19 protein-coding genes are annotated in these 14,814 nt (G+C 52.4%); 3 read left to right on the top strand and 16 right to left on the bottom strand.

The genetic code is table 11. The features are described 5' to 3' along the window. Positions 1 to 903 precede the first annotated feature (903 nt). The 11 genes from HGO41_RS21880 to HGO41_RS21830 form a co-directional block, all read right to left on the bottom strand. The gene (locus HGO41_RS21880) at positions 904 to 1,362 is read right to left on the bottom strand and encodes a phage virion morphogenesis protein (protein ID WP_250981426.1); all 459 of its coding nucleotides are present in this window, start codon (positions 1,360 to 1,362) and stop codon (positions 904 to 906) included. After that, positions 1,355 to 1,822: a phage tail protein gene (locus tag HGO41_RS21875; RefSeq protein WP_250981425.1), complete on the bottom strand. Its 468-nt coding sequence runs from the start codon at positions 1,820 to 1,822 to the stop codon at positions 1,355 to 1,357. Before HGO41_RS21875 ends, HGO41_RS21880 begins: the two co-directional genes overlap by 8 nt. Then, positions 1,785 to 2,024: an Rz1-like lysis system protein LysC gene (lysC, locus tag HGO41_RS21870; protein ID WP_250981424.1), complete on the bottom strand. Its 240-nt coding sequence runs from the start codon at positions 2,022 to 2,024 to the stop codon at positions 1,785 to 1,787. The genes HGO41_RS21875 and lysC overlap by 38 nt, the downstream gene beginning before the upstream one ends. Beyond that, positions 1,918 to 2,343 carry an Rz-like lysis system protein LysB gene (gene lysB, locus HGO41_RS21865; protein ID WP_250981423.1) on the bottom strand — a complete coding sequence of 142 codons (426 nt, stop codon included), beginning with the start codon at positions 2,341 to 2,343 and terminating at the stop codon, positions 1,918 to 1,920. The genes lysC and lysB overlap by 107 nt, the downstream gene beginning before the upstream one ends. Next, positions 2,343 to 2,852 carry a lysozyme gene (locus HGO41_RS21860; RefSeq protein WP_250981422.1) on the bottom strand — a complete coding sequence of 170 codons (510 nt, stop codon included), beginning with the start codon at positions 2,850 to 2,852 and terminating at the stop codon, positions 2,343 to 2,345. The genes lysB and HGO41_RS21860 overlap by 1 nt, the downstream gene beginning before the upstream one ends. Further along, complete coding sequence (locus tag HGO41_RS21855) at positions 2,833 to 3,042, bottom strand: phage holin (RefSeq protein WP_250981421.1); 210 nt, start codon at positions 3,040 to 3,042, stop codon at positions 2,833 to 2,835. Before HGO41_RS21855 ends, HGO41_RS21860 begins: the two co-directional genes overlap by 20 nt. A gap of 5 nt (positions 3,043 to 3,047) precedes the next feature. After that, complete coding sequence (locus HGO41_RS21850; RefSeq protein WP_250981420.1) at positions 3,048 to 3,251, bottom strand: tail protein X; 204 nt, start codon at positions 3,249 to 3,251, stop codon at positions 3,048 to 3,050. Beyond that, positions 3,251 to 3,721, bottom strand: coding sequence for a head completion/stabilization protein (locus HGO41_RS21845; RefSeq protein ID WP_250981419.1), 471 nt, complete (start codon positions 3,719 to 3,721; stop codon positions 3,251 to 3,253). The genes HGO41_RS21850 and HGO41_RS21845 overlap by 1 nt, the downstream gene beginning before the upstream one ends. A 95-nt stretch (positions 3,722 to 3,816) precedes the next feature. Further along, a complete protein-coding gene (gene gpM / locus HGO41_RS21840; RefSeq protein WP_250981418.1) occupies positions 3,817 to 4,473 on the bottom strand; it encodes a phage terminase small subunit in 657 nt (218 codons plus the stop codon). Between the two features lie 3 nt (positions 4,474 to 4,476). Beyond that, the gene (locus tag HGO41_RS21835) at positions 4,477 to 5,616 is read right to left on the bottom strand and encodes a phage major capsid protein, P2 family (protein WP_250981417.1); all 1,140 of its coding nucleotides are present in this window, start codon (positions 5,614 to 5,616) and stop codon (positions 4,477 to 4,479) included. A 35-nt stretch (positions 5,617 to 5,651) separates the two neighbouring features. After that, complete coding sequence (locus HGO41_RS21830; protein ID WP_250981416.1) at positions 5,652 to 6,500, bottom strand: GPO family capsid scaffolding protein; 849 nt, start codon at positions 6,498 to 6,500, stop codon at positions 5,652 to 5,654. Between the two features lie 23 nt (positions 6,501 to 6,523). Here HGO41_RS21830 and HGO41_RS25785 point away from each other — a divergent pair, with 23 nt between their 5' ends. From HGO41_RS25785 to HGO41_RS21820, 3 genes are read left to right on the top strand one after another with little or no spacing between them, the layout of a single operon-like run. Further along, a complete protein-coding gene (locus tag HGO41_RS25785; RefSeq protein ID WP_285427268.1) occupies positions 6,524 to 6,646 on the top strand; it encodes a hypothetical protein in 123 nt (40 codons plus the stop codon). Next, on the top strand, positions 6,643 to 8,406 hold the full coding sequence (locus HGO41_RS21825; RefSeq protein WP_250981415.1) for a terminase ATPase subunit family protein: 1,764 nt from the start codon (positions 6,643 to 6,645) through the stop codon (positions 8,404 to 8,406). Before HGO41_RS25785 ends, HGO41_RS21825 begins: the two co-directional genes overlap by 4 nt. Continuing rightward, complete coding sequence (locus tag HGO41_RS21820; RefSeq protein ID WP_250981414.1) at positions 8,407 to 9,429, top strand: phage portal protein; 1,023 nt, start codon at positions 8,407 to 8,409, stop codon at positions 9,427 to 9,429. It abuts the gene before it with no gap. Positions 9,430 to 9,468: 39 nt separating this feature from the next. Here the strand turns inward: HGO41_RS21820 and HGO41_RS21815 are convergent, their stop codons facing one another. The 5 genes from HGO41_RS21815 to HGO41_RS21795 form a co-directional block, all read right to left on the bottom strand. Beyond that, positions 9,469 to 10,209: an HIRAN domain-containing protein gene (locus HGO41_RS21815; RefSeq protein WP_250981413.1), complete on the bottom strand. Its 741-nt coding sequence runs from the start codon at positions 10,207 to 10,209 to the stop codon at positions 9,469 to 9,471. Continuing rightward, a complete protein-coding gene (locus HGO41_RS21810) occupies positions 10,196 to 11,122 on the bottom strand; it encodes a HipA domain-containing protein (RefSeq protein WP_250981412.1) in 927 nt (308 codons plus the stop codon). The genes HGO41_RS21815 and HGO41_RS21810 overlap by 14 nt, the downstream gene beginning before the upstream one ends. A gap of 396 nt (positions 11,123 to 11,518) precedes the next feature. Beyond that, on the bottom strand, positions 11,519 to 11,686 hold the full coding sequence (locus HGO41_RS21805) for a hypothetical protein (RefSeq protein ID WP_250981411.1): 168 nt from the start codon (positions 11,684 to 11,686) through the stop codon (positions 11,519 to 11,521). A gap of 141 nt (positions 11,687 to 11,827) precedes the next feature. Beyond that, positions 11,828 to 14,077, bottom strand: a complete 2,250-nt coding sequence (locus HGO41_RS21800) for a replication endonuclease (RefSeq protein ID WP_250981428.1) — start codon at positions 14,075 to 14,077, stop codon at positions 11,828 to 11,830. After that, positions 14,077 to 14,814 (bottom strand): Dcm methylase, encoded by a 738-nt coding sequence (locus tag HGO41_RS21795; protein ID WP_250981410.1) that lies wholly within the window; start codon positions 14,812 to 14,814, stop codon positions 14,077 to 14,079. Before HGO41_RS21795 ends, HGO41_RS21800 begins: the two co-directional genes overlap by 1 nt.

The raw sequence follows: 14,814 nt of genomic DNA, 5'->3' as shown, positions 1-14,814 counted from the left end.
CGGAAAAACGCTTCTTCATGGGGATGTCCTCATGTGGCTTATGAAGACATTACTAACATCGGGGTGTACTAATCAACTGGGAGCAGGTCACAATAGTTCTCGGAACTAAAGTAGGAAACGTTTTCATCAATACTGAATCTTCTGATGTTGAGTTCGTTTCTAGCGAACAGCTTGAACTTTTCTCGCCTATTAGTGTCTCTTGTGACTGCCTTCGCATAAACAGCGAAAAGTTAATTGTTAAGTCAGTCAAAAAAGACGAGGGAAACACAAGCGTTATTCTTGAAGCCAATCGATTCGAAAGTACTCAAACTATTAGTCCCCCTTTGGTTCGCCCTGGAGCTGAGCTTTATGTGAACTGGCCATCATCAGAGAGTTTTCCATGGTCTGCGTTTTCAAACAAGCTTGTAAATGCTAATTCCGACGATCGGGTTGCTGATGCATTAAGAGTGTTTCGGAGAATCGTTATGGCGTTTAGGTCTCACAGTAAAGGTCGCTTGGCAAGGCTTCAAGATAAAATTAATCATGCTCGTATGTTACGAGGCGAGGACGGACGAATGCTTTTGTCTCAGCTTGTTGAAGACGGAGTGATAAGTCCTGAAAATCACATGTATTACCTTGAGCCAAACCTTCTAGGAAGTGTTGCAGGTGCATCATTCTTACAGGTAAATACCAAAAACTATTCTGATGAGACGCTTCAATATGTTGCGCGTGCGATAAAGCACACTGCGTGAGACCAAAGCAACTTATATCAGATAACAGCCCTCCTTGAGAGGGCTTCTTATCATACTATGACCAGTTACGTTGGCGTCATCCCAATACGTTATCGTAGTTCGATATTAGCAACGTCCGTTTTTGGCATAGTGCTGCCTTTCAGATTTGGTTTGGCTCTGTGCCGCAGTTGTGTCAGCTCAAGTCTGGGCTAATACGCATGAGCAATTCATCTTCCACAATCTTCATATCTTCCGCATCCAGCCCTAACAGAGGGCGCGCCGGATACTGCATTTCTTTTGCACGGACAGACGGACGATCCCGCAGCCCGTACTGATGCACCTTCGCCATGCGCTGAACCTGGCCGGTGAATTCCACCACGGCGTCGTCAGCGGTGCCTTTGGCCTTCATGTATTTTGCCGTGCGCAGTTTGGCGAACATTTCCCGCTTAATGCGGCCTTTCTTTGCCCGCAACGGCTGCGGACGGCGGGGCGTGAACGGCTGACCGTCAGGTGTAACCTGCTGCTTAATACGCTGCTGCTGATGTTTGCGCAGACGCTTCGCAATGGTTGCCGCCATCGCCTTACGGCTTTGCGGTGACAGCGCCGCAATCAGTCCCGCCAGGCGGGTATCAAACGCTGACAGCTCACTCATGCCACTGACTCACTAACTCGCCGTGCAGGTACAGTTCACGCGGCCTTTCAACTGGCTCCGGCAGTGGTGGTTCCGGAAAATGCTCCACGTACAGACCGGCATCAATCTGTTTCACGATCACGCGCTCGGTGAGCTGCACATCAATCGCGATATCGTAGGAGCCATCATCGAGCATATCTGCCTTGAATTTAAAGCCGGTCTGCTGCTTTTCAGGTGTCGCCATGATGTCCGGCTGGTTCTCGCGCAACCAGGCCAGAATGGGCACAATGATCAGATCGCAGTCCTGGGTAAAGTTGGTGATCAGCAGCTCGGTCTGATACTGGTACTCAAACGACAGCGAGCTGGCTAACGTGGAAACGATGCGCCCGTTATCCACAAACATCCGCAGGGTGTCGGGGCTGGTTTGCAGCACCGGCACGGCGTCAGTTAGGGCTTTTCGCAGCTGTGCGGGTTTTAACACGATGTTCCTCCTGGCATTGTTTGACCGCTTCCACCTGGAGGCCGCAGGCTACCAGCGCGGTCTCCAGGTTTCTGACGTCACTGCTTAAATCGCCGTTAGTGGCCGGTGAGCTTGCCGGTATCGGGCAGCTCGTTACCGCCGGACAGCCAACGTAAATAATCTGCGGCGCGGGCAAAGGCGGGGCGTTGGTGCATCCGGCCAATACCGTCAGGCAGACTAGCTGCATACCAGTCGCGTATTTCCTGATTTTCATTGAGTAACCTTTGAAGGTGAATTTCACGATCCCGCGTTAACTGTCCCGCTTGTGAGAGCTGTGTGCGCAGGCTTTGTTCCTGGCGTTCGCGCATCAGTGCCTCATCGCTCAGGTGGTTAATGGCGTTGTCTCGGCTTTCAATACCGGCGGACAGCGTGCCGATAATGCGCTGCGCCTGGTCAGCTTCATCATGCAGGCCGCCGATACGCCAGGTTTGCAGCCCCGCCAGCGCGCAGGCTGCCAGCAATAAAACAATCACAATGCGCATCAGACACCCCGAAGGCAGTAGGCCAGCTCATTCGCGCGGCGGCGCTCCAGGCCGGTGACGCGCTCGCCCTTCACAAACACCCAGCGCGGCAACTGCTCGCAGGCGTCACGCCATCGACCTTTATTGATGAAAAACCCTAACGTGGATTGACACGCCGCTGTCACGCCGACGTTAAAGGCAAAGGACACCACGGCGTCATACACCGGCTGCGGCATGGCAACCGGCATACAGCGCGCAATGCCTTTCTCCACCCGCATCACGTCTTCCACCAGGTTAACGGCGGCCTGCCGTTCGCTGATTTGCGTTTGCGGCTTCACGCCTGCGGTGTGCCCGATGCCGTTTGTCCAGACGCCCGCGCTGCACTGATAGGCGGACAGGCGGCAGCCCTCAAAATCGGCAATCAGTGCCAGACCGGCGGCGGACGTTTTCAACGTGGGCGTTTGTGGCAGCAGCGCGGCAATTGCCAGGACGGCAGCGACGGCGCAGCGTCTAACGATTGATGGCTGCATTGATTTCTCCACTGATGCCCATTTCTTTCAGCAGGCGGTAGGTTTTGCGCCGGTAGTACCAGTTCACCAAGAAGGTCGCGACGCCGACGCCTGCCCCCACCAGAAAGGCGATATCCTGCGGTGACATAGCGCCGAGCCAGGCAAGAAAGGCAGCGACGCAATAACAGATAAACGAGGTGATGCGCTCCATGGTCATCAGTCCCAAAGTGAGACGGTTTCACTGACTGCGGGCAGGCTTATGTCCGGCAGCTCCACCGCGTAGCCATGGGGCAAAATTGCCCCCTGTGCGGCTAAGCCAACGTTAGCCGCGTAAACGTGTTCAACCACCGATCCCGTACGCCCGTAGTACCGCCAGCACAGCGAATCTACGGTGTCGCCCTGTTCGGCAATGACTTTCATCAGAGCAGCCCGATGATGCAGTGAGACACGCCAGCGACATCGCTGATCGCATTGCGGCCATCACGCCACAGTTCATCAACCGTACTTTCGACAATCTCCGCCTTTTTACTGCCAGCATCGGTGGTATCACTGTTCGGATATCGTTCCGCAAGAATGGCTGCCGTAATGGATGAAACTGCCCGCAGGTAGGCGCAGACTTTGATACTTTCGTCATCAATCTGGTCTGCCGGGACATCAGAGAGGGTTTTGTATCCCTGAGCCACCTGTGCGACGCGGTAGCTGTAAAGCTCGGCGTTAACTTCGGTCAGCGCGTACTTAATGACGGCTCGCAGTCGTTTGGTGGTCACCGTTCCTTCCAGGCGCAGCGTGTCGCGTAACTCCACCGGATTGATATCCGGCCAGAAGTGCGTGTTTTTGATCGCGGGTTCCGTCGCGGCGTCCGGCTTTGGTGCAGGTACAACAAGAGACATAGTGACCTCTGAATAGGGGACGGTGGACGCCAGCGTTGAACGAGGTCACAGACCTGTCGCGGCTGGCGTGCCGTCCGGCGCGGGGCGCGTTCTGTTTAGCTGCTGGCAGCCTTTTTGATGGCTGATTCCAACCGCTCAATATCCTTTTTAACGCCGCAGTTGCTGTTCAGCTGGAAGGCGCGTTTCAGGTGTTGCAAGGCGAGCGGCAATTTCTCCGCGTCGCGATACAGGTAACCGGTAATTTTGTGCAGCTTGGCGCGTACCTGATCCGGCATGTCCTGGCTTTCCGTCAGTTCCATCGTGGTCATGAGTACATCGAGACTGACCTGCTCACCGGCAGCATGAGCGCGGGTGCTCATGTCGGCGATTTCCTCCGCCAGCGCATAACCGGCAGGGCGTTTGCCGAACGGCATCGCCAGCTTGTAATGCAGCGCATAGCGGGCGATTTCCAGCGCACCGGCATAATCACCGGCATCAATACGCCAAATCATGATGGTCATCAGGATGGCGTCCTGTGCGCCTTTCCCCTCGGCGAGAACGCCCGCCACCCAAGGCGCATATTCGGGCAGCATCTTGCGTTTGAGTTCTGCCTTTTTCTCAGCGGAATAGGCTTTCTTCAGAGCTTTCTGGTGAGCATTAAGCTTTTGCAGCAGCAGTTCATAGCCGGTGGCATGACCCAGCAGGCTGGTATCCTGCTGCGCGGCTTCGATAGCTGACTGCCGCAACAAATGACGTCGGGCAGGGCTGGTCATGGCTTACTCCTGAGCTGCCGGTGCAGTGGTACCGGATGCAGTTTTGATGGCATCAACGATCGCCGAGGTGAATTTGCTGAGTTCAGCTTTTTCAGCTGTGTCCTCTTCTCCGGCGGCCACTTCGATGTTCTCGATCAGACAGCCGCAGCCGTAATCTTCCACCACGTAATCCTCGTTAATGGATTCGTAGTTTTCGATACGGTCACGCTTTGGTACTTCCTCAACGTGGCGGCGGTGCGTGCCGTCCTGCCAATAAATGGACAGGTTATCCATGCGAGTGATCAGCATGGCGTTAGCAGGGAAGCCCGGTACACGAACGGCGGGCAAATTGCCGATGCGTTTCTGGCTGACAATCAGGTCGGCGGCCATCGCCTCAGTGTTTGGCTGCTGTTTGTTGATGAGCGGGAAATACTTATCCGCCAGCAGCTTGCGGCCGCAGATAACCACCAGTTCGGTGTCGTCCTGATAGATTGGGTCGATCAGTTCATTCACCGCATCAAAGACCAGGGCGTCGAGGTTTTTGTATTCACCTTCGCCACCGACTTTGACCGCCTCATTGGTGACGGTACCGTCTTCGGCGACAATCATGCCCATCACTTTGGACGGGGCATTCAGGCGGTATTTTTGCAGCCAGCCCACACCGACATCCTGCAACAGCGGATTCTGAACGCGGTTAGACGTCGGTGCGCGGGAAACACCGTTAAAGCCGACCAGGATACGATCCAGCGCCTGACGCTTGATAATGGCGTCACGCAGGCGGGTCTGAAAATCGTTGTATCGCGCCCACAAATCCAGCTTGCTGTACATCCAGTGGAAGTCGTAGTTGGTTTTGGTGCAGTGGTAGCCTTCCTGATCCAGCTTGGTGAAATCAGCCGTTTCACGCTCGTCACCGGCGTCAGTGTTGGTGGTACTGGCAATCGTGCCGGTTACGCCGACGCCCACTTTCGCGCCCATCATTTCGTCCACCGGAATGATGTTGATACGGGTCAGGAACTCTGAGGACTCCTGCAATCGGGTCATCAGCGTCTGAGTGACGGACGGCTCGACGTTAAATTTCTTGTCCAGCGTGCCGACGTCAACGTTGTTGAGTTTGGCGAGCTGAGACAGGAACGCATTAAATTTAAAGCGCGTTTCTTTTTTCATGAGGTGTTTCCTGAGAATGAGTTAAAGGTGTCGGATCAGCAGTCGGTGACCGTCTCGTCTACGCCTGCGCCGCCGGTGGCTTGCGGACGCTGGCCGAATTTCTGCGCTGGTGTCTGCGCTAACTTGCCTTTCAATTCAGTGAGGGCGTCATGTTCGGCAGCGGTGGATTTTTCCAGGGTATCGACGCGGCTCAGCAGGTCGGTCAGGCTGTTTTCATGCTTATCCAGTCCGGTCTGAGCGTATTGAGCGACCTCGCTTACGGCTTCGTGAACATCGGCCAGGCGGGCATCGTCAGACGCCTGTTTACGTGAAAGCTTTTGTTTAACCAGTGCGAAAAGAGAAGGGGCAGATTCCGGCGCGTCTTCGAACTCAATCAGTGCTTCGGTGGCGACGGTGAAGAGGCTGTCAGGATCGGATTTACGACCGGCGAGGGGGTTCTGTTTGGCTTTGCGGCTGAACTCCAGCATTTCAGTGCCGAGGCTTGCGGGGTCATCGGTGACGGCCAGACCGACCAGGTAGGATTTATTTGAGTTGGCGAAGTTACGTTTGATCTCCATCGAGGTGTAAACCTTCTGCCCGTCGCCGACCATCTGCGTTAAATCCGCGGTCGGGCTGATCATTGCGTACAGCGCCCATTTGTCATGCAGCAGCGGTTCAGCCGCGTCATTAATTTGTTCGGCTTTAAGCTGGATCACGTCGCCATAACGGCGAAAATCGCTGGTCGGTAATACGCCCTTGATGTGCTCGAGATTGACGCGGGCACCGTAGGCTTTCGCGCTGTACGTCTCCGCCATTTGTTTGATGTCGTTAGCATCAATTTCACGGCCATCGCAGGTGTCGCCTTCGACTCCGATGCGGAACCATTTCGATACTTTCTTTGCCATGTAACTGACTCCTGTAATGAGTGTTGAAAACGGGAGTTAGTTTCCAGAGAGTCACCGCAGGCCGCCAGCCGATGCGGGTTGTTGCCCGATGGCACAACGTGGGCAGCGCGAAAAACGGCTGTCTGGCCGGTAACGTGGCGGCATGAATATTTCAAACTCCACCATCATCAGCGACCCGCGCCGACAGGCGGCACTGCTTTACTGGCAGGGTTTTTCTGTGCGGCAAATCGGGGAGATGCTGAGCCAAAAAACGCCGACCGTGCAGAGCTGGAAAACTCGCGATCAGTGGGAGGCCATTGCGCCCATTTCTCGCGTGGAAACCAGCATGGAAGCGCGGCTGATCCAGCTCGTCATGAAAGATGTAAAGGAGGGGAAGGACTACAAAGAGATCGACCTGTTAGGCCGACAGATTGAACGCCTGGCAAGGGTTAATCGTTACAACCAAACGGGCAGCGAGGCAGATTTAAACCCGAACGTCGCTAACCGCAATAAGGGCGAACGAAAGGCACCCGATAAGAATGTTTTCAGTGATGAGGCCATCGAAAAGCTCGGCGATATCTTCATTGAAACGTCGTTCGAGTATCAGCGCGGCTGGTATCAGGCAGGGCTTCAGCACCGTATCCGCAACATCCTCAAGTCCCGCCAGATTGGTGCAACCTTCTACTTTGCCCGGGAAGCGTTGATTGACGCGCTGACTACCGGCCGTAATCAGATTTTCCTGTCAGCCAGTAAGTCGCAGGCGCACGTCTTTAAAAACTACATCATCGACTTTGCAAGACTGGTGGACGTCGATTTAAAAGGCGACCCGATTGTGCTGCCGAACGGCGCACGGCTGATTTTCCTCGGTACCAACGTCCGCACTGCGCAGAGCTATACCGGCAATCTCTATTTGGACGAATATTTCTGGATCCCCAAGTTTCAGGAGCTGCGCAAAGTGGCTTCCGGTATGTCGCTGCATAAAAAATGGCGAAGCACCTATTTCTCCACGCCATCCAGTCTGGCACACAGCGCCTATCCATTCTGGTCGGGGGAACTATTCAACAAAGGGCGCCGCAATAAAGCCGACAGGATTGATCTGGATCTCACGCATGCGCACTTGTCAAAAGGCGTGCTGTGCGATGACGGCCAGTGGCGGCAGATCGTAACGGTGGAAGATGCGCTGTCAGGTGGATGTAACCTGTTCGACCTGGAACAGCTGCAACTGGAATACAGCCCCGCTGAATATGAAAACCTTCTGATGTGTGAGTTCGTGGATGATCAGGCATCGGTGTTTCCATTTGCCGAGTTGCAGGGCTGCATGGTGGACAGTCTGGACGAGTGGGAAGACTTTGACCCGTACGTGAAGCGGCCGTTTGCTTATCGTCCTGTCTGGATTGGTTACGACCCGTCGCACACCGGCGACAGCGCAGGCTGTGCAGTGATTGCCCCGCCAGTTGTTTCCGGCGGCAAGTTCCGTGTGCTCGAGCGTCATCAGTGGAAAGGCATGGACTTTGCCGCCCAGGCCAGAAGCATCGAGGAACTTACCAATCGTTATGCCGTGGAGTACATCGGTATCGATGCGACTGGTATCGGGCAGGGGGTGTTCCAGCTTGTTCAGCAGTTCTTTCCGGCGGCGCGTGAGATCCGTTACAGCCCCGAGGTGAAAACCGCGCTGGTACTTAAAGCAAAAGACACCATCAGCTCCGGCCGCCTGGAATACGACACCGGACACACAGACATCACTGCGTCGTTTATGGCGATCCGCAAAACGATGACCGCCAGCGGCAACCGTTCAACCTACGAAGCCAGCCGCAGTGAAGAAGCCAGCCACGCCGACGTGGCGTGGGCAATCATGCACGCCCTGTTAAACGAACCACTTACCGCCGCCAATGGCGGACAAAGCCCGAACATTCTGGAGTTCTACTAAATGAGCAAGCGCAAATACTTTAAAACCACACAGACCACGACCACTGAAAGCCAGCAGGGCGCGGAGGTATTCAGCTTCGGTGACCCTACGCCGGTGTTAGACCGCCGCGAAATTCTGGATTACATCGAATGCACGGGTAATGGCCGCTGGTATGAGCCACCGGTCAGTTTCGATGGCCTTGCCCGCAGCCTGCGCGCCGCCGTTCATCACAGCTCTCCGATTTACGTGAAGCGGAATATTTTGGCCTCGACGTTTATCCCGCATCCGCTACTGAGCCAGCAGGAGTTCAGCAAATTCGCGCTGGATTATCTGGTATTCGGGAACGCGTACCTGGAACTGATCCGCAACCAGCTCGGCGAACCACTGCGATTTGAGGCCGTACCGGCTAGATATGTGCGTCGCGGAGTGGAAGAGGGGACGTACTGGTTTGTGCAGGGCTGGAAAGAACCGCATCAGTTCGCAGCAGGCAGCATCTTCCACCTGATCGAACCGGACATTAACCAGGAGATTTACGGCCTGCCGGAATACCTGAGCGCACTTAACTCTGCCTGGCTAAACGAAGCAGCGACGTTGTTTCGCCGCAAGTATTACCAGAACGGCGCGCACGCAGGTTACATCCTGTATATGACCGACGCCGCCCAGAGCAGCAGCGATATTGATTCAATGCGTAAGGCGATGCGGGATACCAAAGGCCTGGGAAACTTCCGCAACCTGTTCATGTACGCGCCGAACGGCAAGAAAGACGGTATTCAGATCCTGCCACTGAGTGAAGTCGCCACCAAGGATGATTTCTTCAATATCAAGAAATCGAGTCGTGATGACCTGTTAAGCGCGCACCGTGTGCCACCTCAGATGATGGGAATCATTCCTGACAATGCCGGAGGGTTTGGGGATGTAGAAAAGGCGGCAAGCGTGTTTGTCCGTAACGAGCTAACGCCGTTGCAGGAACGAATGAAGGAATTTAATGACTGGCGTGGGGAAAAGGTTATTGGCTTTAAAACTTATAAATTATCATCAGACTAATAGTTAAATGGTTCACCTTAATGTGAACCATTTAAATTTTTACTCAACCATTTCAAATTCATTATGAATATTCAAAATTTCCTGCTGAGTGGCAGATACTTTGCCTGTCATTTTGCATAGCAATCTGTAGTTATGAGGCGCATCATCGCTGATTTTTTCAACCTTAAGAGAAACTGACTGTGGGTTTTCGATCAACATATTTTTGATAAATTTAGCGAAATAACGAGGACAATAGCCCACGATTTCCGCAGGTTTATCGGCTCGAATAACGACAGCTTCACAGTCGTAAGCGTTTTGGATATCCAAGCATAGCCTTAAATCCTCGCCAGGTTTCAGTTCAGAGACTCGCTTGTTAGACGCCTCACTTAAGTAGCTTAAGCCGTGAAGGAAAAAGAAATGCTCAAAACTGCCATCATTGCCGACTTCAATGCGCTTAAAAATCTGAAGATTATCAGTACTACGTAATCCCCCTGTTCGCCCTAAAATCTCGAGGGGTTTAGCGTTCTCATCGTCAAGCCCCAACCAAGAAATGAATCGTGGGTATTCAGGTCTTTTAGGTGATAGCAACCGGTTCTTAAAAAGTGGAAAGAGATCTTCTGAGACATAAGTCTGACTGACGTCATTCATCCCACTGAATTTGGTAAATTTAGGCGAACAGAGCGCGCCCTTTGTGTATTTGAAAACATAACCCGATTTACGCTCTTGCAAATTACCAACGACATGCCAGTCGTGAGTATCTGGCGCCTGCCATGCAACATAAACTGAGTTAACTGTAGTCATTTTCAATTAGCCTTTTTCTGTTTTCCATAACCATCAAGGTCGCGAACCTGCGTGCACTTTCTGAAATGCATTCATCTGGAACGTCTTTAAAAACCTGGGTTATGGCTTCTTCTGTCAAACTTTGCAGCTTCGCAATCCAGTGCCGTTGCGCAGCATCTCTACCTTCCACAGCCTGCCTGAATGCCTCAACAGTCGAAAGTGGTTTTTTATCAGTTTTCGTCTTGAAAAGTTCTGAGCGGGCTTTACGTACAAAGCATGGAATCTGTCGATTCTGATCTTTAGTGTTGAGTCGCTCATCTCTCTCACTGTCAAGCATCTCCCTTCCTAAACTCGCAGCGTGATCATACGTAGGACATAAAAATTGCTCACCAGTTTCATTATCGAGCATGATCGCCCAATTTTCATGGTGGCGATCTTGGTTACTTATTAGTGCATCTAGCATCAAGTAACCACAGAAAACATCTGCAGCGTTTAAGCCTTTCAGGTCATAGCTAGATTTTGGGGGCAGAATTGTATGCCGGTCTAAACAAGCAATCACTCGGGGAACAGTATGCTCCCTGACCCTCACCGGCTTTCCTTCCTGTTGAAAAGGTTCAGGATAGTCGGTGGAAGAACTATGCAGTACCTCATTACCCATGACCATTCGAAACTCTCCGGAAATCATGCTTGGGGTAATGACGCCAAATCGACCATTTGTTTGGGCTATTTCATACTCAGCGTGCGGTATGCCCAACAGATGGCAGATCTCAGCGGCACATTTTTCTGACCAATGCTCCCCAGTTTCTGCCCGTGAGTACTTAAACAACCACGGGTTAGCTTCCTTATCAACATAGTGGAACCAAAATTTTTCTTTGGTTCCAAGCTGTTCGATGTCACTTGCCACTGGAGTTAATTGAATAAATTCAAAGGGCATTTCTCGTCCCTGAATGCTGAACCTATAGGAAAGGGGACAACATTCTACCGGACAAACAAGAAAAAACCCATTAGTTGATTAACATATCAGAGCACTGTTTTTTTATACAGTTATAATGTGCGATTTATGAAAACTTCTAGTTGTAAGGGAGAACCAACATCCGGAGCTGAATTTTAAATCCGTTCTAACAACTCATTCGAGTGTTTACCGCCAGCGCGCAATGCTATCCCCGCCACGCCTGCCCGCTTTATAGGTCGCTTTTGATGCAGTTGCGTGATCCACTGTGATCCATGTCAGCACTGGTGTCGCGGGGAGAAAAGAGCAGGGCGATCACAATGCAAAATCATGCACTCACTGCATGCAGAGCTATCAAAGTGAGATCGCCCGCGTTCCTGGCTATTCTTCATCGTTGTAAACAGAGAATGGCACTGACGGCGTGTCTTCTTCATCCAGAACGCTATCGGCCATGTCAGAGATCATTTCCATCACCAATGCGTACTCGTCATTTCTGCACTGGCCTGACTGTGCGATGTCAGCCATAAGCCGGATTTTTATCAAAGCCATCTTTAGCTCATGAGAGGATTCCATTACTCACTCCAATGCACTGTTTATTTATACAGTATAATATTACCATTTCTTAACAAATTCCAATAAAAACTGAATGTTAGTTTTTAACCAATAGCTTAGATTAATGTTTAAACAGTCCTAGTCGTCATAAAATTCCTGCCATTCCATAAGAGGGGGATGATGGATCACAACATCACCAAAACTGATTTTGGCTCCCCGGGTTAATGCTTCCAGCTCCCATCTTTGAGCTTTGATATCGTTTTTAAGCAATTCCTGTTCAATCTGTGGCAATCGCGCCCGTTCTTCAGACGTCAATCTTGCTGATGGGGCAACATCACGGCCTTTAGTCGGGTCAAAGCTTCGTTGTGATTTACTCACCTTCGGCGTTTCTTCACGTATACGCGCCACAATCGCCCTCACGGCGGCAGTGTCTGTCCAGTCAATGACTCGCAGGTTGTCAGAATTAGACGCTGTAGGCGCTTTCCCAACCTGGCTATCACGCCTATTTGCGGCTTGTTTCTTTTCACCTAACCCACAGTTATTGACAGGACTCCGAGGCGCGCCGTGGGCGCTTTTTGAGGTCAAAACCTCAACGTCAACGGCGGAAGAAACGATCCGCCATTGTGTTGTGCGGGTTTCATAAACGTGGGAGTCGCCGAGGTGAGGCGCAAAAATGCCCACAACCTTTTTGACTTCCTCATCGTATGCGTTCAGCTCATCAGCCACGCGGCGGGCGACACGCACAGTCTGATCGTCGCGAGGCACATTAGCGCCGCCCTGGGCTGACATGTACGCCATAAAATCACCGGCATCAGCAGCAGCGCGGACAGCTTCCACTTCTTCGTCAAAGGTTTCAGTCAGACTGATGGAACGGATGCGGCGGCACTCACGGTATGAACCCATCGTAGGCAGGCCGATAGGATGAAACTGCGGGATACGCCAGGTAGCAGCCCAAGCAGTAACAGCGGCAGCGGAGTCTGTCAGCAACTCGCCGGTTTCGTGGTCACGCTCGCCTTCCAGTGCGTAACCGTCGATGTTCTTTGCGATGTATTTGGCGATATAGCCCGCCGCGCCGCCGCGATTCAGGTGCTTACAGTCAAAGCGGTTTTTAGCTGCACCGCGTTCGTCACCGTCTTCCTTCATGGCGTATTTGCGCATGATATCGATCACCCGGTGACGCATGGCGGGCTTGGTGAATAGCATCATGTGCCAGTGCGGCGTCGCGTCGTGGTGAGGTTCCACCACCCGCATCCCGTAAACGGACAGGCCACTGTCTTTGAACGCGGTGCGCATTTTGCTCCAAATTCCGCACAGATAACGCTGCGCATCTTTCGGGGTATAGGCCTCTTTGTCCCAGGCGTGATTGCGCTGAACGCGCTTTTTATCGCCCTTGCCAACCATGCGGGTCGGGTGAAATTTGGAAGGCGTGGTGATGGTCAGAAACATCCCGACGTCGCCATTTGCGGCGGCATACTTTTCTGTGCCGGCGATCGTGCTCATTAACTCCATGCGGCGGATCTCAGGGTTTGAAATACTCGCCATCACTTTGTCTATCAGACTGAAACGTTCCCCGGTTTCGATGTTCTCCAGTTCGCAGCTTTTCAGGTAGTCGAGATTCGACAGACGGCGCGCACGCACTTCACGGATAGCCTGCTTACTAGCATATGGGGAAGCGTCGCGGTTCACTTTGCCGATGGCGATCAGTAAAGATTCACGCCAGCGGGTGCGCTGACCTTTTAGCTGGCGTAACCACCAGTCCGGATTAACCAGACGCGACATGGCAGCGATAGCGGAAACGGCATCCAGTTTGCCTTTGCAAAATTTTGCCCAATACATCGGCGTGATATTGAAAGCCTGTCCCATACCAGCGATTTCACTGTAAAGCTCGCACTGGGTATCACGCTCAAAAAGAATCGAATTATCCCCGTTGTACTGAGCAAGCAACTGATCGCAACGTTCTTCATAGATTTCTTTCAGTTGTCCGGCGATGTCCTGAGCGAACCGGCGCAGCGGTTTATCGCTCATACTCGGCAGGCTGTGATAGGTATCTGCCTCAGACATGAATTTCATGGAGGCTTTAATATTCATTGCGTGAGCGGCATTGACCGCCCCGACGCGGGGAAGGATGCTGCGACCAAGGGTATAAACCAGATATTTATTGGCGGCGTGAATACCCTGAGTTTTCAGCAGATACGCATGACGACCTGTGAAAATTTCTCGCAGGTCGGTAGAGAGGTTTTTTACTCTGATTAAAACAGCTTGCCCCTGATCGTATTCATCACGGGTAAGCGGTCTTTCAAAGCCAGAAACAGCCTGGCGTGGTTTGTTCCAGGGAAACGCCCAGAATTCGGGCGTTATAATCTGAGGGGTGAAGCGGCTTGCCAGCATCATTCTGAAATCGGGTGGTTAGCCTGAAATACAGCAACCGCAAAACCACGAGGCGTGGCACTGCGTTTATTTTTGGTGGCAGTCGATTTGCCACCGCAAAACCGCCAGCCTGGATTGTCTTTATGCAGCGGGGGGACGCGTTTCAGTTTCGGTTTTTTAAAGCCATTACCGGACCAGATGCATGTCCCTTTGTTGTAGGCATCCTGACCCGGGTAAACGTCCGGATAAACCGGATGCTGATCGTCAGATGGCAGATATCCGCCGAAGTCGCAGGGATGGAAAGTGAAATCAGGTTTGCGGTAAATACTTGAAAGCACACCCACCGGATTTTCAAATGCCCAGCGGGAATTCACCATTAATCCAACCAGACGGACTAAATCAGCCAGCTCAGCAGCTTCAATCTGAAATAAAGGGTTGGCTTTACGTTTTGATTCAAAATGACGCGCACCGGCTACAGTCAGATCAGTACATTCCGGAAAACCGAAAACCATCGCGACGCCGGAACCCACCATTTCAGCTATTTCACGCGCCTGTTGAAATTTTTTATCAGCGGAGAACCACATGCCGACCTTTACGTGGTTACCATCCCGGGTGATACCCGCATCATGCTGCCCGTCAAAACACCAACATTCATAGCCTGCATCGAGCCACGGCTGAGCCATAAGGCCGGTGTAGTCGTAGAGGAAAATAGCTTTAGGTGAAGTGCGTCCATCGACTAAACCGCATGCTGAATCCAT

Origin of the sequence: Rahnella sp. CG8 (assembly GCF_023701875.1) — a bacterium.
Lineage (GTDB): Bacteria > Pseudomonadota > Gammaproteobacteria > Enterobacterales > Enterobacteriaceae > Rahnella > Rahnella aceris.
This window is presented reverse-complemented; position numbering and strand designations above follow the sequence as displayed.